Here is a 17,857-nt window from a genome sequence, read left to right on the forward strand (position 1 = left end):
CCGGATGGCTGCCGGTTGACGATCGTCAAGGTCACCTCTGGAGTTGCGTCATAGGCTCGACGGGCACGCGCACGAGGATGAGCACGCGCACGAGGATGACATGGCCGCAGTCGATCCAGGAACACTTATGTGGGCCGCTGCCTGCGAAATGATCGAGCGCGCCGAGCGCTTGCATCGTCAATTCTTCCAGCCGATCACCGCCATCGCTTCCGCAGCCCGTTGGGAGCCTCCAATTGATATCATTGCGACCGATTCCGAGGCTCGAATAACGGTCGCTCTTCCCGGTGTCGACCGCGACGACTTGAAAGTGACGATCGACGATGATGGCGTTTCGGTCGTTGGCCTTCGCCGTCAGGGCACGATTCCGCGCGATGGCACCGCGGTCCGTCTCGAAATCCCTTACGGGAGGTTCGAGCGCCAGATTGCGTTTCCGACTACGGGCCTACGGTTCGGTCAATCGGAATACCGCAACGGATGTCTCGCGCTCACCTTCTTCAAGCAATCGATGGAAGGACCGATTGATGGCTGACGCATTCAAACGCGAATCCGGCACCACGACCGATCAAAGCCCGGCTGCCGTGCCCGAGGATGCAATCATCGTCTTGCCGGTTCGCAGTATACTGCTGTTCCCCGGTATCGTGCTGCCTTTGACGATTGCCCGGCCGTCGTCCATCGCTGCCGCACAGGAAGCCGTCCGCAGCGGTCGCAAAATCGGTCTGCTGCTACAGAACGACCCCACCGTTGAGGAGCCGGGGCCAGAGGATCTGCGGCGCGTCGGCACGGTGGCCGAAATCCTGCGCTATGTCACTTCGGAGGCGACCCACTATGCGATCTGCCGCGGTATAAACAGATTCCGCGTCAAGGAATTTCTTTCCGGTTTTCCCTACATCGTAGCGCGCATCGAGGAAGTCGGCATATCAGAGGTGATCACCCCCGAGGTCGAGGCGCGCATGAGTCTGCTCAAGATGCGCGCGCGGGAAGCGATCCAGTTGCTACCGAATCTGCCGCCGGAATTTTCAGCGGCGATTGAAGGCCTGGATTCGCCGTCCGTGCTCGCCGACTTTCTCGGCGGCATCATCGATATTCCTGTAGGCGAGAAGCAGGATCTGCTAGAAACCTTCGACGTAACCCAGCTTCTCGACAAGCTGCTCGGCCTGCTGGCGAAGCGAATCCAGGTCCTGCAGCTTTCAAAGGCGATTAGCGAACAGACGCAACAGACCCTTTCGTCGCAGCAGCGCGAGCACATTCTTCGCGAACAGCTTCGCCACATTCAGAAGGAACTAGGCGACGACGACGCCAAGTCCATTGAACTGAAAGAACTCAGTGACAAGATCGACAAGGCCGGAATGCCGAAGGAGGCCGAGGAGCAGGCCAGGCGGGAATTGAAAAGGCTCGAACGCATGCCGGAGGCCGCGGCAGACTATGGGTTGACGCGAAGCTACCTCGAATGGCTGACCGAGCTGCCTTGGTCGAAGCTGGATCCGGAGCAGATTGACATCGTCGAAGCGCGGCGAATTCTCGATGACGATCACTATGGCCTTGAGAAGGTGAAGCGGCGAATTCTTGAACACCTTGCTGTGCGCAAGCTCAATCCGGAAGGCAAAAGCCCAATCCTCTGCTTTGTGGGCCCTCCCGGCGTCGGCAAGACCTCGCTCGGCCAAAGCATCGCCCGCGCCACGGGACGCAAGTTCGTGAGATTGAGCCTCGGCGGCGTCCATGACGAAAGCGAAATACGCGGACACCGCCGAACCTATCTCGGCGCGTTGCCGGGGAACGTCATCCAATCGATCCGGAAGGCAGGAACGCGCAACCCGGTACTGATGCTGGACGAGATGGACAAGCTGGGTGCGGGATTTCACGGCGACCCGGCGGCGGCGCTGCTCGAAGTGCTCGATCCCGAGCAGAACGCGGCGTTTCGCGACAACTACCTTGCGATTCCCTTTGATCTCTCCAAGGTCATGCTGATTGGCACCGCCAACGTTATCGACAATATCCCGGCCGCGGTGCGCGACCGGATGGAGATCATCGAGATGCCGGGTTACACTGAGGAGGAAAAGCTGGCGATCGCCAAACGCTATCTCCTCGCGCGTCAACTGAAGTCCGCTGGTCTAACCAGCGAGCAATGTGAAATCTCGGACGACGTCGTTACAGCCATCATCCGCAACTACACGCGCGAAGCCGGCGTGCGGAACTTGGAGCGCCATATCGGCGCCATTTGCCGGCACGCGGCTATGCGAATAGCCGAGGCGAGCGTCACACGCTTTATCGCCGCGCCGACGGACCTTCCTGCCATTCTGGGGCCGCCGCGTTTCGAGCAGGAGGTCGCGATGCGAACTAGCGTGCCCGGTGTCGCTACCGGCCTCGCCTGGACTCCCGCCGGCGGCGATATTCTCTTTGTCGAGGCGACCAGCATTCCCGGCCGGGGCAAACTGATCCTCACCGGTCAGCTGGGTGCGGTGATGAAGGAAAGCGCGCAGGCGGCACTCTCCCTCGTCAAGTCACGCGCCATCGAATTTGGCATCGATACGATCGCGCTGCAGAAATCCGATGTCCACGTTCACGTCCCGGCAGGCGCCATTCCCAAAGATGGCCCAAGCGCCGGCGTGGCTATGTTTCTGGCACTGACTTCACTTCTGACCCGCCGCACGGTCCGGAGCGATACAGCAATGACCGGCGAGATTTCACTGCGCGGCCTGGTCCTCCCGATCGGTGGCGTGAAGGAGAAAGTGCTTGGCGCGCTGCAGGCAGGGATTACCACGATCATGCTCCCTGCCCGCAATCGAAGGGATATCGAGGAGGTCCCTGAAAATGCGCGCAACCGATTGCACTTCATATGGCTTGAGCGGGTCGACGACGCGATTGATGCTGCGCTAAATCGCCCGCAGACGCGCGATCCCCGCTTCGAGGAAACGCCACAAGTAGCGCCCGCGGAGCGGCAGGCGGCGCGTTCCCGATAGCCAGCATCTTCTGGAAGCAAACACCAGCCACGTCACCTCTTTATGGGCTCTGCCGGTGATGGATCATCGTGTGACAGCGTTCACCTAGTCCCGCGAGCTTTTCGAAGAGACTACCGAGGCAAGTCAATGACGGGCGTCAATGCATCCCTTGAGCGCATGGAATAGGACAATCAAGGTGCAGAGGCAGCAACACTTCAATTGATCGGAAACCAGGTTGCACTTGGGAGAATGTCATGGCGAGCAGCACAGTTAATTCCGTTTTCGGTGCCGAAACCACCTCGGCGAGCGAGAATTTGGCGCAGAATTGGTGGCTGTTCCTGCTGCGAGGCATTTTGGGTATCCTTTTCGGCGTTGTTGCGCTGATCTTTCCCGGCCCAACGATGCTCTCCCTGGTACTCCTGTTCTCGGCATACACACTTGTCGATGGCGTGGCCGGCATCATCTCGGCCGTAAGGGCGATCCGGCGCAAGGAGGAGCGGTGGGGATGGCTGATCTTCGAAGGCGCTGTTAATATAGCCGTAGCCATCCTTGCCTTTCTGTGGCCCGGCATGACTGTTCTGGCCTTCGTGTTGCTTGTTGCCGCCTGGGCAATTGTCTCGGGCGCGCTGATGACGGCCGCTGCTTTCCGGCTGAACGTCAGCCACGGCAGATGGTGGCTCGTTCTGGGCGGATTGTTATCCGTCGGCTATGGAGCGCTTCTGGTCGCCACGCCGCTCATCGGGGCGATCGTGCTGACATGGTGGATGGGCGCCTATGCCATCGCATTTGGCGTCGCACTCGTCATCCTATCCTTCAAGCTCAAGCTGCGTCTCAGACAGAACCAGCAGATCAACCGAACGGCTGCCCGAACGGCCGCCTAATAGAAGCAGGCAATGGCATTGATGTAAGAATAGTGGATCGCCTCAGCGCGGTCGCGCAACTCCGGCCGCGTTCCTCACAGTTGCGAAACCGATCGGGGCGGGTTGCCTCTTGCTGGATATCCGGGTGCAAGGCATGACGAACTGGGGCCATTGCGACAGGCAGGCAGTCCGATTACAACGACGAGGTTGCGGACGCAGCACGGCGGATCACGAGTCTCAGTCCGCGCGAGCGGCAGGTGCTTGACGGCTTCATGGACGGTCACTCCAACAAGGCGCGCGTGTGCAATCTCGGCCTCGGCGACGACGGTCGAAGTTCACCGCGCGTATGATGGACCGGCTTGGCATGCGCTAGCTCGCGCAAGCCCTTCTTTTGAGGATAGAGCTAGGCCCCTGCTCCCTGGTTCGCCAATATGGTCTTCCAGCGCAGCGCGGTTCAGGATTTTGACTGTACGCTTGCCCGCCAGCCTAATGGCACCCCGCTGCTGCAGGTTGGTGAAGGAGCGACATACCGTCTCGACCGAAACCGCAAGGTAGTCAGCGATATCGTAGCGCGAGACGGGCAGCACAACCTGTCCATCTTCGCCCGAGGAACGACCGTCGAGTGAAAGGAGAAAGGAACCGACCTTCTCGAGTGCGGTGACGCCCCCAACAATCATCAACTGGGCCTGGGATCTGCCTAACGCCCGGAAGGCTACGTCGCGGAGCTCGCGCGCAAACTTCGGATCACGCTCGGCCAGCTGTTCGATCCCCTCGCCGGAATAGCTGGCAAACGCAGTCTCGTCCACAATCGCTTCGATGGTGACCTCGTCCCCGTCGCCTCTCACAAAGAAGAAGTCTCGGGGCAGCATCAGATCAAGGATTTGCCGCCGTCCGTCGGTCCGGAGCGCGCACCTGCGAGCCGCCCCGGAGATGACGCAATACCAGTGACCGGCAGAACTCTCACTTCGTGGAACTTTCTGACCACGATTGCAAAGCACAATCTTGGCGAATGCATCTAGTTGCTTCAACGAATGGGCCTGCTCCGAAAGAATCCGCCGATAGTAGTCTGCCGCATGCGCGCTTGCTTTCATGATTTTACCCCTGTTTCGAAGGTCGCCGGCACTATCTGGTCCCATAAGTGTTCCAGGATGCCCACGTTCCACAGGTTCGCGGGATTTGCGTATCGTAAAATTACGTAACGCCGGCCGGCTCTGCGCCACGCCGCTCCGTCTGCAGCCATGGTGAAGATTTGTACGCCGCACAATTGACGGCAATCAACGAAGCAAGCGGCTCATTCTTCTTGAACGGTATCGATTCAATTCGGACCGCGACTCGCGCACGAGGGAAGACGATGTCATCCATCCTGACTGCCGGTATCGTCGCGCCGAACTTCACGCTGCGTATCACCCCCGACCAAGCCTGTCATTCTGGCGTTTTATCCAGCTGACTGGAGTCCAGTCTGCGGTGATCAGGTGACGCTATATAACGAGTTGCTTTCCGAATTTCACAAATACAACGCGGAGATACTCGGAATTTCGGTCGACGGCGTTTGGCGCCACCCGGCCTTCGCCCGTGACCGGCATTTACATTTCCCCCTGCTCGCTGACTTCGAACCCAAAGGCGCGGTCCAGGACGAATAGCGCACGCTCGCAAACGCCTTCGCTATCGCGATAGGCGCCGAATTTCTTTGCTACCGGCCAGGGAACGATCGCATGGAGCTATTGCTCACCGGTTGCGGTCAATCCCGGCGCAGATGGGATTCTCGACGCTCTCGAACAACTCTCCAACCAGGCAGACGCACATGGTCAACTTGAAAACGCCGATCAACAAATGTGACCATATCCGGGGACCGGCACACGCTGGGGGCAAGTCTCGTGGAGTACGGCGATTATCAATGCCCATTTTGCGCTTCGGCGTGTGCCGTCGTCGACCAACCGGAACCGTATTTCGAAGGACAAATACGATTTGTCTTCCGCCATTTTCCGCTAGCCGAAGTGCATCCCTATGCCGAGGTCGCGGCCGAAAGCGCCGAATTTGCCGGTGCGGCGGGCGTCTTCTGGGAAATGCATGAGGCGCTGTTTCGAAGCCAAGCTATTCTGAGTGTTCCGACGATCATGCGAATTGCCGAGAAGCTTAGGCTTTCCGAGACGATGATGCGCCATGCTCTCGAAACGGGACAGTTCAGAAGCAACGTACGGAACGACTTCATGGGCGGTGTACGCAGTGGCGTAAACGGCACACCGACCTTTTTCATCAATGGTGTCCGTCATGAAGGTCCGTTTGACTTCGCGTCCCTGGCGTCGGCAATTCAAATCCGCCTTACAGCCGATAGCCATGCTTGATAGACCAACTGGTCGGCGTCGGACGTGTCGAGCGATTAGCGGCCCACCACATTGACAACGATCATCGCCACTGCCGGGATTGAGGGTTTAATTCTGCAACCACGATCAACCCCAGGAGATACCCATGATTGCATTCAACAGACTTGGAGCCTCTCTTGACTCTGACACCCGCACGGCATCGCCGCACTCCCCCAGTCGCGCATTGCGAGCGCACAGGACTGCTCCCGACTGGATGATTTGGTTTGCGCTCGCGTCGATCACGGCATTCACTACCACTACTACTCCGGCACTTCCGCAAGCCGGCGTAAGTCTCGTCAAGGTCGACTTCTCGGTTGTGGCCAATGGTTACCGCATGAGCAAGCTGCTCGGCAGCAACGTTATCAACGACAAGAACGAAAAGATCGGAACCCTCGATGATGTCATCGCGGACAAGAAGCAGGTGAACTTTGCCGTGCTGCAGGTCGGCGGGTTCCTCGGCGTGGGCGGCCGCCTGATAGTGGTGCCCTATGAGAGCCTCGCCATCGATGACAACGGACAAAAGATCACCCTACCCGGCGCATCAAAGGAAGAATTGAAGAAGCTGACGGAATACCATTATAAATCGTCCTAGTCGGACTGGAGCGCGCGTCCGATGTCCGGACCTTCCGATGTGCTTGATCGGCTCCGTACACGAGAGGTGACGGGCGTCTTCCATTCCCGGAGAGCGCTCGACACCGCGGCGCAGGATTTGTTGTCCTCGGGATTTGACCGGGCCGACATCGACGTCAGCGCCTCGCCCGACGAACAGCAACGGCGTCTGAACTACCAGGCTATTCCGGCTGCCGACCTTGCCGACATACCGGCGGCGGCGCGGAGGCCCTACGTAGGCGGAGACGATCGGCTTGGCCTCGAAGTCGTCACGGCCAGCGTGGTCGGCTGCGTTGTCGCCCTTGTTATGGCGTTCTATCTCGTATCGCGCGAAATGACGCCACCGAGCGTTATCCTCGTCTCTGTCCTCGGCGGGATCGTCGCGGCCGCTGTTGCGATACGTCCGCTGCGACGGGTGATGCAGCGTGACCGGGTTCGCGGATTGGAACCTGCTGCCGAATGGGACGGGTTGCTGATCTGGGTACGGGTTCAGTCCCCGGAGAAGGAAGCGTTGGCACAGGAAATCCTGCTTCGCCACGGCGGAGAAGCAGTCCACATCCACGAAATCGATATCGCCAAGACGGCCGACGATCTCCCGCTTCACTCGCTGCGGCCCGATCCGTGGTTAGGGAACGAACCGCTGGGGCGGCCATAGTTCATCGTTCATTGGAGCCAGCATTGCGCAGCACTCTCGGGAAACGGCTTCATCGACCGCACAAACCTTGTGAGGAAGTTGATGATCGTCATGGCCGCATCCATTGGCCAGCATAGATTCAACTCCATCGGCAAAAATGATGCGCCGAGTCAGCTCACCGAGTCTCGTGCAGACCAGGAGAACAACATGAAATCCGATAACGAAATAGAGCGCGATGTTCGGGAAGAACTGAAATGGGATCCCGATCTGAATGCCGACGATATAGCCGTATCAGTCAATAATGGTGTCGTTACGCTGGCGGGGTTCACCCACAGCTACACCGACAGGCTTGAGGCCGAGGCAGCAGCGAAGCGCGTGGCCGGTGTTCTTGCCGTCGCAAACGACATCGAAGTGCGGCTACCAGCAATCGACCAACGTCCGGATCCGGACATCGCCCGAGACGCAGTTGCCGCACTGAAGTCACAGCTGCCAATTTCCCACGACCAGATAAAGGTCATCGTCAAGGATGGCTGGATCACGCTCGAAGGCACGGTGGAGTGGCGATACCAGAAAACCACCGCAGACACGGCGGTCCGCAAGGTCAAGGGCGTGAAAGGCGTCACCAACGTCATTACACTGAAGCCCAAAGTCCAGCCCACCGACATCCAGCGCAAGATCCAGGATGCCTTCAAACGCAGCGCCGAGGTGGATGCGGAGCGTATCAGCGTGGAAGTGAGGGGCAGCGAAGTGGTGCTGGAAGGCACCGTTCGTTCCTGGATCGAGCGCGAGGAAGCCGAGCGTGTTGCATGGTCGGCGCCCGGCGTCACAAAGGTCGACGACCGGATTGTCGTCCGGCCTTACTAGTCCTCCCCAAGCTAGCAGAACTTCACTCAAAGAAGGAGAATTCCAATGAGGTTAAAATCACTGGTCCCGTTTGGAGACGCCGGCGCATTGACGCGACCCGATTTCGGGCTATTCGGTCTGCATCGGGAGATCGATCGGCTTTTCAGTGAGTTCGCGCAAGGCACCGGCCCGAGCGGCAAAGCGAACATCGTTCCGAACATCGAAATTTCCGAAAACGACAAGGCAATCGAAGTTACAGCCGAGATGCCCGGACTCGAGCGCAAGGACGTCGAGATATCGATCGAGGACGACGCTCTCACCATTCGTGGCGAGAAGAAAGTCGAAGAACAGCAGAAGGATAAGAACGTCCAGCACAGCGAGCGCAGCTATGGTGTGTTCTATCGCGTGCTGCAATTGCCTTCCGGTATCGACCCTTCGAGCGTTCAGGCAACCATGTCGAACGGAGTCCTGAAAATCACGATTCCGAAGCCTGCCAAACCGGAGCCGAAGAAGATCGAGGTCAAGGAAGCCGCCTAGCCCCGCGGCTGCGGGACGCGCAAATCGTTCTCCTCACGGCGCTTTGTGCGTCCCGCTCAACCTGCTGATGCGAAAGCACACCAACACATCTGGTGGACGACGTCAGCTCCGTAACTGAGCGAGCGCGACTACATCGAAAGGAGCCAGTCATGGCGAAAGCAATCGGTATCGACCTCGGGACCACCAATTCCTGCGTCGCCGTGATGGAAGGAAGCAAGGCCAGGGTCATTGAAAACGCCGAGGGCGGTCGCACGACGCCGTCGATGGTCGCTTTCACCGATGAAGGCGAGGTCCTTGTCGGGCAACCCGCTAAGCGGCAGAGCATCACCAATCCGGAGAACACCGTCTACGCCATCAAGCGGCTAATCGGGCGGCGCTATGACGACCCGATCACCGCGAAAGACAAGGGTATGGTTTCCTATCACATCGTGCCCGGCGACAACGGTGACGCATGGGTCGAAGTGAGGGGCAGGAGGTATAGCCCAAGCCAGATCAGCGCTTTCATTCTGACCAAGATGAAGGAAACCGCCGAAGCCCATCTAGGAGATAAGGTAACGCAGGCTGTAATAACCGTACCTGCCTATTTCAACGATGCCCAGCGTCAGGCAACCAAGGACGCCGGACGGATTGCCGGCCTCGAGGTACTCCGTATCATCAACGAGCCGACCGCGGCCGCGCTGGCCTACGGCCTAGACAAAAAGGGCAGCGGAAAGATCGCCGTCTACGATCTCGGCGGCGGCACATTCGACGTTTCCATCCTCGAGGTTGGAGATGGCGTGTTTGAGGTGAAGGCTACCAACGGCGATACCTTCCTCGGTGGCGAAGATTTCGACAAGCGCATCATCGACTATCTGGCAGACGAATTTCGCAAGGAGAATGGCATCGATTTGCGCAGGGATCGCCTTGCACTACAGCGGCTCAAAGATGCCGCCGAGAAGGCAAAGATCGAGCTCTCGAGCGCCACCCAGACCGACGTCAACCTGCCCTTCATCACGGCCGACCAGAACGGGCCGAAACATCTCAATATCAAGCTCTCCCGGGCGAAGCTGGAAGCGCTGGTCGACGATCTGATCGAGCGCACCGTCGGACCCTGCAAGGCAGCGTTGAAGGATGCCGGGCTGCAGGCATCCGACATCAACGAAGTGGTGTTGGTTGGCGGCCAGAGCCGCATGCCGAAAGTGCAGGAAACCGTGCAGAACCTGTTTCAGCGTGAACCGCACAAGGGCGTCAACCCGGACGAAGTGGTCGCGATCGGCGCCGCAATTCAGGCCGGCGTGCTTCAGGGCGACGTCAAGGACGTGCTGCTGCTCGACGTGACGCCACTGTCGCTGGGCATCGAGACGCTGGGCGGTGTTATGACCAAGCTGATCGACCGCAATACAACCATTCCGACCAAGAAGAGCCAGGTATTCTCAACTGCGGAAGACAACCAGACGGCGGTCACCATTCGCGTATTTCAGGGCGAACGGGAAATGGCAGCCGACAATAAGCTGCTGGGGCAATTCGACCTCGTCGGGATTCCGCCGGCACCCCGCGGCGTGCCACAGATCGAAGTCACTTTTGATATCGATGCCAATGGCATTGTCAACGTCTCCGCCAAGGACAAGGCCAGCGGCAAGGAGCAAAGCATCCGGATCCAGGCCTCCGGGGGTCTTAGCGAGGCGGATATCCAGAAGATGGTCAGAGAAGCCGAAGCCCACGCCGAGGAGGACAAGCGCCGCAAGGAACTCGTCGAAGCACGCAACCAAGCCGATGCGGCGATCTACAGCACTGAAAAGACCCTGAAGGAATCGGAATCCAAGATCCCTGCCAATCTCAAGAAGGAGGTCGAACAGGCAATCTCCGATGCAAAGCAGGCCCTCACGGCCGAAAACCCGCAATCGATTCGCCAAGCGACAGATCGTTTGCAACAGACCGCCGCCAAGATCGGCGAGGCACTGAACCGCGCCGCCTCGCAAGGCGCCAACGCGCAGGCGTCGTCGAGCGGAAGCGGTTCTTCCGGTGAAGACGTCGTCGATGCCGAATTCGAGGAAGTCGACCCGCGCGACCGATGAGCATCGTGAAGCGCGAACTCGCACATGAAAACAGGCGAATGACATGGCAACAAACCCCGTGGACGAGGATCCTGACAGGGCGCAGGCGAATAGCCGCGAAACGCAGGTGAATAGCGTCGAGACCGGGAGCGGCGATCTCGAAGTCGAGAATGAACTTTTGAGGGAACGTTTGATGCGCGCGCTCGCCGAGACCGAGAATACCCGCCGGCAAGGCGAGCGGCGCACAGAGGAGGCACGGAGGTACGCTATCGCGAGCTTCGCCCGCGAACTGCTGCAGGTGGTCGACAATCTGCGGCGGGCGATCGGTGCCGGCAGTAACCGGGCTGACACTGGCCAGCAGGATCCATTGATCGAAGGCGTGACAGCAACTGACCGCATCCTGACGGAGGTCCTGAAGCGGTTCGGCGTGGAGGAGATGAAGGCGCTGGACGCACCGTTCGACCCCGAGAAACACGAAGCGGTGCTGGAGATAGATGCAGTCGGTCAGCCGTCCCGAAATGTGGTTCAGGTTCTCGAGAATGGCTACACGCTGCACGATCGTCTACTGCGGCCGGCGCGAGTTGCGGTAGCCAAAGCCCGACAGCCATCTCCGCAGGCAACACGACAGTGAGGCGGGCCGCGCGCGGCCCAACCGCGTACAAAGGAACGGGAGCGGATATTGGCTGCAGACCCTTATGCGACACTGGGAGTAAAAAAGGATGCCACGCAAGCAGATATCCAGAAGGCCTATCGCCGTCTCGCGAAGAAATCGCATCCTGACCTCAATCCCGGCGACAAGGCCGCCGAGGAAACATTTAAGGAACTCTCCGCCGCCTACGATCTGTTGAACGATCCGGAAAAACGCGCACGCTTTGATCGCGGCGAGATCGACAGTTCGGGCACTGAGCGACCGAGACGGCGGTACTATCGGGATTTCTCCGATCAAGACGGCTGGTCGACCTACACCAGCAACTCCGGTTTTGCCGATTTCGGCGACTTTTCCGGTGGCGAGGATATCCTCTCGGAGATTTTCGGTCGCGCGGGCCGCGGCGGCCGCAGACGGGGCCAAGATGTCCGCTATCATATCGACCTCGCCTTCCTCGATGCCATCAACGGCGGCAGGCAATCGCTGGTGCTTCCCGATGGATCCACGCTCGAGGTCAACATTCCGCCGGGCGTGCGGGACGGCCAGATACTGCGTCTGAAAGGTAAAGGCCGTCCGGCGGCCGGCGAAGGTCAACCCGGCGATGCCCTGATCGAAATCAGCGTTCAGCCGCACCCCTACTTCACCCGCAAAGGCGACGACATCTATCTGGATCTACCGATCTCGCTGAAGGAAGCGGTGTTGGGCGCTAAGATCAGCGTCCCCACGCCAGGTGGGACAGTTACGGTGACGGTGCCGAAATGGTCGAGCACCGGTCGCTTGCTCCGGCTGAAGGGGCGCGGCGTTCCGCGTCCTGACGGTGTCAAGGGCGATCAATACATTACACTCAAGCTGGTTCTGCCGCAAAAGCGGGATCCGGAACTCGAGAAATTCGTCGCCCGATGGCAGCCGGCCGCGGAAAGCCCGCGGCAATCGATGGGGGTTTGACATGCAGATGCAGGAATTCATCGACCGATCACATCTCGACCTCCCGACACTAAATGTGTGGATCGAAGCGGAATGGCTGGCCCCCATCGCTGCCAAAAGAAGATTGGACTTTTCTGATGCCGAACTTGCGCGGGTGCGCTTGATCCAGGATCTCAAGGCCGATTTCGGCGTCAACGACGAAGGCATTTCGATAATCTTGCACCTGCTGGATCAACTGCACGGGCTGCGTTGCCTGGTCCAGGATATCCAGACCATGGAGGCGCTGGATCGTACGAGGCATGGGGGCTGAAGCCGCATAACAATAAACGGCGCAAATCCTTCATTCAAAAAAGGAAAGACTGATGTCAATTCCCAAGGGCCCCGGTTCGTGGCTCGTCATCATTCTATTGTTGTTGCTGCTTGCAGCCGCCGGTTTCGTTGCGAATGAGGGCTTGCGCCTCGGAGATGCCGAGGTGCCCGCATCGGGTTACATTGCCATGGCACTCGGCGTGACCTTCTCGCTTGTCTTCGGCTTCGGACTCATGGCCATGCTCTTTTACAGCAGCCGGAAGGGCTATGACGAACCTGCCGTGCTGATTAAGGACCCCAAGCCAGGAGCCGATCCAGCGTCACCCGCCTCGGATTCGAAATAGCAAGCTTCGGATTCAGAAGCAGCAATCTTGTGCCGGCGCGGGATGTCAATCAAGCCGGCCGGTCAGCTCTGGCTTGTGGCGAAGGAACGCACCCCCTACGCAATCGCCATTGCCCCGCCCAGCGCACAGCGAGCAACCCTTTTGAGGAAACGAGAAGAGCAAACTCCTTCGAGTTCAAACCTCCAATCGAAGCGCTGACCGTCAGCGTCGCTGCACTGCCGGCTAGATCGTTGACGACACACTCCCGCCGCCAAGCGCCATCGATTGCCATCGAGTGCGCAGGGCGGCTGCGCTCAAATCTGCTCCGAATGTCGGCAGCCCTTCCTTTGGACATTGCCGTGCTTTCGCGCGACCTTCGCACCGGTCTCTTATCCCAAGACAAAGCCCGGAACGGATTGGGTCCCAGCGTATCCGTATCGATTGCTCACGTAGTATTCAGAGGTGCGATCGTTTTCCTTGAGCCGATGCTCCCACGTATTTGTGGTAGCGCAGTTGCGACTGGTCCAACGCTATGGATTGTGGTGTGGAGTTCGGCGAACATAGGGATGCCGAGCACAATCGCTACGCAGATTAGCGAGATCGACAAAGCAGTCTGCTTGTCTACGCAATACGTCAGCGGCCAATGCTGGGCTGGTAGCAATCGTCGAAACGACAGTGACGCGCACCCCTCGTCGCTGCACTGCCTTAACGACAGGCTGAAAATCTCCGCTTCCGGAGAATAGCACGATCTCGTCTAGTTGCTCCGCCAACGCCATTGCATCGACTGCAAGTTCGATGCGCATGTTGCCCCTGACTTTCAGTCGTCCACCAGCGTCCACATACTCCTTGGCCGACTTCGATACGATACTGAAGCCGTTGTAAGCTAGCCAATCGACAAGCGGCCGAATGCTGGACTGCTCCTGACTCTGAGCTATCGCTATGTAGTAGATGGCGCGCAAGATAGTCCCTCGGCTCCGGAATTTCTCGAGCAATTTTCGATAGTCGAGCTCAAAGCCGAGAGCCTTCGCGCTGAGATGAAGATCTTCCCCATCGAGAAAGAGCGCGATCTTCTCTACTCGGGTACGTGTTCCTCCGCCCCCGTATGTCATAGTAGACCAGCCGCCTGTGTTCGCCTCCGGGTGCTAGAAGCGGATACACGCCGTGATGCGCCTGTCTCGGCTATACGGGAGCAATTGATCGGCTTTTTACGCCTAACTGGGCAACCGCTCGTCAGCGAAGAGGTTGTGTCACCTAGCTGCGCCGCAAGGCTGCTCCGCCATCTCTTCGGTAGGTGAAGGCCGACGCGCAACCATCGACTTGTTGCCCGGCAAACGATAGACTGCAGCCATTAGCCAGATTGCTAGACTTTCCTAACCGGCCGAACGGATGTATGCTTTCGTGCCTATGATTCAGCGCTGAAGATTCAAGTGAGTGAAGATCTGAAACCAGCGATGCGGTCAAACTGCGGACGCGCTTCGCCTCGACATCATGGCGCGGCTGTCCTCACGCAGTTCGTGGTCAGGGCTAGCTCAGGGCGATAAGTTGGGACGGAATTGCTACCCGCCGAGCCGCATGGCATCGTGGTCGTTCTTCTCCTTAAGGCATTTCGATCGATAATCCTGACGGTGCGTTTTCCCGCCAGCCTGATCACGCCACGCTGCTGCAGGCTAGTGAAGCAACGACAAACGGTTTCGACCGAAACTGAGAGATACTCGGCGATGTCGTAACGCGTCAGGGGCAATACGACCTGACCCTTATCGTTCGGCGAACGACTCGCCAACGCAAGCAGGAATGAACCGACCTTTTCGACCGCCCTTACGCCGCCGATGATCAGCAATTGATCCTGAATCCGCGACAGGGTCTGAAATGCAACATTGCGGAGCTCGCGGGCGAACTCCACATCGCGCTGCGCCAATTGCTCGACCCTTTGACCAGAGTAACTCGCCAGCGCTGTTTCCTCGACGATTGCGTCAACCGTCAGATCTTCGTTGCTATCGACGACGACGAAGAAATCTCCCGGCAACATCAAGTCGAGAATCTGCCGCCGCCCGTCTGAACGGATGGCGGATCGCCGGACCGCCCCCGAAATTACGTAGTACCAATGGGCCGCCGGCTCCGAATTGACTGGAACCTCCTGGCTCCTGGCAAACAGTATAATCTTGGCATGCTCATCGAGCCGTTTCATCGCATGGTTCTGCGCGGCTAACATTCGCCGATAGTAGTCCAGTGCGCGCGTTTTCGCCTTCATGGCTGCACCTTACCTGTTCTCGTTATTTCTTATGCTGCCATTCCAACCACACCAACGTTGTGATGATCCAAACCTTTTGCACATCTCTGTAGCGTAAGAATACGTAATTGGCCGCCCAGGAGGTCTTTACGGACCGCAATAATTGACCGCAGTCACGACACGCTAGCGCCGCGTGCGCTGGAAGAGCGAAATTCGTCAATCAAGCGTAGACGGAGGAATACTCATGGCCACCTTGAAGGCGCAGATCAACCAAAGCGTAATATCCGCGGAGAGCTGACGGCCACCAGACCGACCAACAAGGAGAGTGCCAAAGAGACTACGATCACTTGTCCCATTCGTGAGACGCGACCGGACTTCGGATTGGCCGGGTTGCATCAGGAGATCGATCGGTCGTTCAATGAATTCGCCCAAGGACCAAATTCCAATGGCGGATCGGCGAATCTGCTTCCTACGATCGACATCGCAATACGATCGAGGTCGACTCCCGGCCTCGAGCGCAAGGATGTCAAGATATCCATCGACGATGACACCCTTTCAATTGGCGGCGAGAAGAGGATCGAAGAGGACCAGAAGGACAAGAACGTCCAGCACAGCAAGCGCTGCCACGGTGTGTTCATGCGCGTGCTGCAACTTCCCTGCGTCGACCCTTTGCGCGCACGTTGCGATGTCGAACGGCGTCCTGAAGATCACGATTCCGAAACCGGCCAACCCGGATCCGAAGAAGATCGAGGTCAAGGACGCTCCAATGAAAACGACCCGGGCGGCCCTCGCGGGACGCGCATGGGTACCTCCTCACGCGAGCGTGCGTCTTGTGACCTGCGCTAACGGCGTTGCAGTCGTCGCTGGAGGCAACCAATGGATATTGAAGGAAAATGGCGAAGCGAAAAGCCAGATTGACCGGACGAATCGCAGGATCTCGTTGACCGTCGACGGCGGTTTTCAACGCGCTTGACAGACGAATTCCTCACAGCCGTCCAGCACAGGCTACCGGTCGAGGTCGTCGTCTCGGCAACAATTCGACCCTAGGCCCCACACGGCCTCGTGCCGTTTCGCCGGACATTCGGCCGAACTGATATCGGCGCTGGCCGAGGTTTTACTCATCGAGAACCGCGATCGTGAAGGCCGTAGTGGTTGCCGATGAGATGCCAAACCCTAGCTCATCGCGATTTTGAGCAGGTCGAACACTTTGCACTCGCCACAAAAATCCGTGCTCGCTGTGACGGGCGGCCATTGCTCCGGCCCGTTTGGTTGACGATCGTCAGTGAGGACGGTTCTCCAGGTGGCTAGGATTGTAATGAGGCTCTTCCCTTTGCAGGAGCAGGCGATGGATGACGTGGCGACAGCGACAGCGACACCAACGCAAGAAGCGAGCCGGGAGACGGATACCGCACCGCTGTTCCGGCCGTACCGCCTTGGTCCATTCAATCTGCCCCATCGCGTGGTCATGGCCCCGCTGACGCGCTCGCGCGCCCGCCAGCCCGGCAATGTGCCGGGCGTGCTGGCGGCCTGCTACTATGCGCAGCGCGCCTCGGCCGCGCTGATCGTCAGCGAAGCGACGCAGGTGTCGATGCAGGGTCAGGGCTATGCCTGGACACCCGGCATTCATAGCCGCGAGCAGGTCGAGGCGTGGCAACGTATTACCGACGCGGTGCATCAGGCGGCGGGCCTGATGTTTTGCCAGCTCTGGCACGTCGGCCGCATTTCACATCCGGCGCTACAGCCCGACAACATGCTGCCCGTCGCTCCCTCGGCCATTATCCCTGCTGGAAAGGCCTTCATCGAGAACGAGCGTGGCGAAGGCACGCTCGTTCCCTTTATACGACCTCGCGCACTTGAAATTGAGGAGATGCCCTACGTGCTGGCGCAATATGTGCGTGCCGCAAAGAATGCAGTGGCGGCCGATTTCGATGGCGTGGAGATTCACGCGGCGAACGGATATTTGATCGACCAGTTTGTCGAGAGCGGCACCAATCGGCGCGCCGACGCCTACGGCGGCTCGGTGGAGAACCGCAGCCGCCTGCTGTTTGAAATCGTCGAGGCCCTGATGCGGGTCTGGGGACCGGATCGCATCGGCGTGCGCATATCCCCGATGGGAAAATTGAACGACATACATGACGACAACGCGCAAGCAACCTTTGGCTATGTGGCCGAACGACTGAGCGAATATAAGTTGGCGTATCTGCATATGGTCAACCCTGCGCTGGAGCAGATGCAGAATGGGACGGAGCCCGATCCAGACGCTCTCGATATGGCGAAGCTGGTCCGGAACAGGTTCAGTGGAACCCTGATCGTGGCAGGAGGCTTCGATGCCGAGAGCGGAGCACAGTGGCTTCGGGAGGGATGGGCCGATCTGATCGCGTACGGCCGGAAATACCTCGCAAACCCCGACCTGCCAGAGCGTCTGCGTCAGGGCGCGGCGCTCAACGCCGATGATCCCAGCACTTACTACGGGGGAGGTGAGAAGGGATATACCGACTATCCGTCGCTGGCCCAGGACCGCGGCGAACAGCCTAAGACGTGCGTGGACCAGAGCTGGCGATAATCAAGCTGGCATTTTGCAATAGCGCATTGATGGCCGTCATGGTCTATCTGATC

General features: G+C 58.9%; 19 protein-coding genes. 16 read left to right on the plus strand and 3 right to left on the minus strand.

Annotation, left to right across the window (positions count from 1 at the left end):
• The first annotated feature begins 100 nt into the window (after positions 1-100).
• From FXB40_RS03305 to FXB40_RS03315, 3 genes are all read left to right on the plus strand, one after another.
• Positions 101-529 (plus strand): Hsp20/alpha crystallin family protein, encoded by a 429-nt coding sequence (locus FXB40_RS03305; RefSeq protein ID WP_148770786.1) that lies wholly within the window; start codon positions 101-103, stop codon positions 527-529.
• Positions 522-2,957 carry an endopeptidase La gene (gene lon, locus FXB40_RS03310; protein ID WP_148770787.1) on the plus strand — a complete coding sequence of 812 codons (2,436 nt, stop codon included), beginning with the start codon at positions 522-524 and terminating at the stop codon, positions 2,955-2,957. Before FXB40_RS03305 ends, lon begins: the two co-directional genes overlap by 8 nt.
• A gap of 233 nt (positions 2,958-3,190) precedes the next feature.
• On the plus strand, positions 3,191-3,817 hold the full coding sequence (locus FXB40_RS03315; RefSeq protein ID WP_148770788.1) for an HdeD family acid-resistance protein: 627 nt from the start codon (positions 3,191-3,193) through the stop codon (positions 3,815-3,817).
• Positions 3,818-4,131: 314 nt separating this feature from the next.
• On the opposite strand, the gene FXB40_RS03320 is transcribed toward FXB40_RS03315, so the two are convergent.
• Positions 4,132-4,887, minus strand: a complete 756-nt coding sequence (locus tag FXB40_RS03320) for a helix-turn-helix domain-containing protein (protein ID WP_187436636.1) — start codon at positions 4,885-4,887, stop codon at positions 4,132-4,134.
• A gap of 381 nt (positions 4,888-5,268) precedes the next feature.
• Between FXB40_RS03320 and FXB40_RS48945 the strand changes: the two genes are divergently transcribed.
• From FXB40_RS48945 to FXB40_RS03375, 11 genes are all read left to right on the plus strand, one after another.
• Positions 5,269-5,436: a redoxin domain-containing protein gene (locus FXB40_RS48945; RefSeq protein ID WP_246207333.1), complete on the plus strand. Its 168-nt coding sequence runs from the start codon at positions 5,269-5,271 to the stop codon at positions 5,434-5,436.
• Positions 5,437-5,670: 234 nt separating this feature from the next.
• A complete protein-coding gene (locus FXB40_RS03330; RefSeq protein WP_246207335.1) occupies positions 5,671-6,138 on the plus strand; it encodes a DsbA family protein in 468 nt (155 codons plus the stop codon).
• Positions 6,139-6,262: 124 nt separating this feature from the next.
• Entirely contained in the window at positions 6,263-6,748 is a 486-nt protein-coding gene (locus FXB40_RS03335) for a PRC-barrel domain-containing protein (RefSeq protein WP_246207337.1), read from the plus strand.
• 21 nt (positions 6,749-6,769) lie between these two features.
• Positions 6,770-7,420, plus strand: coding sequence for a hypothetical protein (locus tag FXB40_RS03340; protein WP_148770790.1), 651 nt, complete (start codon positions 6,770-6,772; stop codon positions 7,418-7,420).
• Between the two features lie 186 nt (positions 7,421-7,606).
• Positions 7,607-8,263, plus strand: coding sequence for a BON domain-containing protein (locus FXB40_RS03345; protein WP_148770904.1), 657 nt, complete (start codon positions 7,607-7,609; stop codon positions 8,261-8,263).
• Between the two features lie 45 nt (positions 8,264-8,308).
• Positions 8,309-8,779 (plus strand): Hsp20/alpha crystallin family protein, encoded by a 471-nt coding sequence (locus FXB40_RS03350; RefSeq protein WP_148770791.1) that lies wholly within the window; start codon positions 8,309-8,311, stop codon positions 8,777-8,779.
• Positions 8,780-8,928: 149 nt separating this feature from the next.
• A complete protein-coding gene (dnaK, locus tag FXB40_RS03355; protein WP_148770905.1) occupies positions 8,929-10,833 on the plus strand; it encodes a molecular chaperone DnaK in 1,905 nt (634 codons plus the stop codon).
• Positions 10,834-10,876: 43 nt separating this feature from the next.
• Positions 10,877-11,443, plus strand: a complete 567-nt coding sequence (locus FXB40_RS03360) for a nucleotide exchange factor GrpE (protein ID WP_148770792.1) — start codon at positions 10,877-10,879, stop codon at positions 11,441-11,443.
• 48 nt (positions 11,444-11,491) lie between these two features.
• Positions 11,492-12,403 (plus strand): DnaJ C-terminal domain-containing protein, encoded by a 912-nt coding sequence (locus FXB40_RS03365; protein ID WP_148770793.1) that lies wholly within the window; start codon positions 11,492-11,494, stop codon positions 12,401-12,403.
• 1 nt (position 12,404) lies between these two features.
• On the plus strand, positions 12,405-12,692 hold the full coding sequence (locus FXB40_RS03370) for a chaperone modulator CbpM (protein ID WP_148770794.1): 288 nt from the start codon (positions 12,405-12,407) through the stop codon (positions 12,690-12,692).
• 52 nt (positions 12,693-12,744) lie between these two features.
• On the plus strand, positions 12,745-13,035 hold the full coding sequence (locus FXB40_RS03375) for a hypothetical protein (protein WP_148770795.1): 291 nt from the start codon (positions 12,745-12,747) through the stop codon (positions 13,033-13,035).
• A 509-nt stretch (positions 13,036-13,544) separates the two neighbouring features.
• Here FXB40_RS03375 and FXB40_RS03380 read toward each other — a convergent pair.
• Together FXB40_RS03380 and FXB40_RS03385 are read right to left on the minus strand one after the other, a co-directional pair.
• Entirely contained in the window at positions 13,545-14,123 is a 579-nt protein-coding gene (locus FXB40_RS03380; RefSeq protein ID WP_148770796.1) for a LabA-like NYN domain-containing protein, read from the minus strand.
• Positions 14,124-14,500: 377 nt separating this feature from the next.
• Positions 14,501-15,262 carry a helix-turn-helix domain-containing protein gene (locus FXB40_RS03385; protein WP_148770797.1) on the minus strand — a complete coding sequence of 254 codons (762 nt, stop codon included), beginning with the start codon at positions 15,260-15,262 and terminating at the stop codon, positions 14,501-14,503.
• 360 nt (positions 15,263-15,622) lie between these two features.
• On the opposite strand from FXB40_RS03385, the gene FXB40_RS47635 reads away from it, so the two are divergent.
• Both FXB40_RS47635 and FXB40_RS03395 read left to right on the plus strand, forming a co-directional pair.
• Positions 15,623-16,087, plus strand: a complete 465-nt coding sequence (locus FXB40_RS47635) for an Hsp20/alpha crystallin family protein (protein WP_187436637.1) — start codon at positions 15,623-15,625, stop codon at positions 16,085-16,087.
• A 499-nt stretch (positions 16,088-16,586) separates the two neighbouring features.
• On the plus strand, positions 16,587-17,804 hold the full coding sequence (locus FXB40_RS03395; RefSeq protein WP_148770799.1) for an alkene reductase: 1,218 nt from the start codon (positions 16,587-16,589) through the stop codon (positions 17,802-17,804).
• The last annotated feature ends 53 nt before the right edge of the window (positions 17,805-17,857 follow it).

The organism is Bradyrhizobium rifense, assembly GCF_008123425.1.
In the GTDB taxonomy this organism is placed as follows: domain Bacteria; phylum Pseudomonadota; class Alphaproteobacteria; order Rhizobiales; family Xanthobacteraceae; genus Bradyrhizobium; species Bradyrhizobium rifense.

Excerpts from the sequence above, each read along its gene's own strand:
- FXB40_RS03305 (WP_148770786.1), top strand. The coding sequence starts at position 101 with ATGGCCGCAGTCGATCCAGGAACACTTATGTGGGCCGCTGCCTGCGAA.
- lon (WP_148770787.1), top strand. The coding sequence starts at position 522 with ATGGCTGACGCATTCAAACGCGAATCCGGCACCACGACCGATCAAAGC.
- FXB40_RS03315 (WP_148770788.1), top strand. The coding sequence starts at position 3,191 with ATGGCGAGCAGCACAGTTAATTCCGTTTTCGGTGCCGAAACCACCTCG.
- FXB40_RS03320 (WP_187436636.1), bottom strand. The coding sequence starts at position 4,887 with ATGAAAGCAAGCGCGCATGCGGCAGACTACTATCGGCGGATTCTTTCG.
- FXB40_RS03335 (WP_246207337.1), top strand. The coding sequence starts at position 6,263 with ATGATTGCATTCAACAGACTTGGAGCCTCTCTTGACTCTGACACCCGC.
- FXB40_RS03340 (WP_148770790.1), top strand. The coding sequence starts at position 6,770 with ATGTCCGGACCTTCCGATGTGCTTGATCGGCTCCGTACACGAGAGGTG.
- FXB40_RS03345 (WP_148770904.1), top strand. The coding sequence starts at position 7,607 with ATGAAATCCGATAACGAAATAGAGCGCGATGTTCGGGAAGAACTGAAA.
- FXB40_RS03350 (WP_148770791.1), top strand. The coding sequence starts at position 8,309 with ATGAGGTTAAAATCACTGGTCCCGTTTGGAGACGCCGGCGCATTGACG.
- dnaK (WP_148770905.1), top strand. The coding sequence starts at position 8,929 with ATGGCGAAAGCAATCGGTATCGACCTCGGGACCACCAATTCCTGCGTC.
- FXB40_RS03360 (WP_148770792.1), top strand. The coding sequence starts at position 10,877 with ATGGCAACAAACCCCGTGGACGAGGATCCTGACAGGGCGCAGGCGAAT.
- FXB40_RS03370 (WP_148770794.1), top strand. The coding sequence starts at position 12,405 with ATGCAGATGCAGGAATTCATCGACCGATCACATCTCGACCTCCCGACA.
- FXB40_RS03375 (WP_148770795.1), top strand. The coding sequence starts at position 12,745 with ATGTCAATTCCCAAGGGCCCCGGTTCGTGGCTCGTCATCATTCTATTG.
- FXB40_RS03380 (WP_148770796.1), bottom strand. The coding sequence starts at position 14,123 with ATGACATACGGGGGCGGAGGAACACGTACCCGAGTAGAGAAGATCGCG.
- FXB40_RS03385 (WP_148770797.1), bottom strand. The coding sequence starts at position 15,262 with ATGAAGGCGAAAACGCGCGCACTGGACTACTATCGGCGAATGTTAGCC.
- FXB40_RS03395 (WP_148770799.1), top strand. The coding sequence starts at position 16,587 with ATGGATGACGTGGCGACAGCGACAGCGACACCAACGCAAGAAGCGAGC.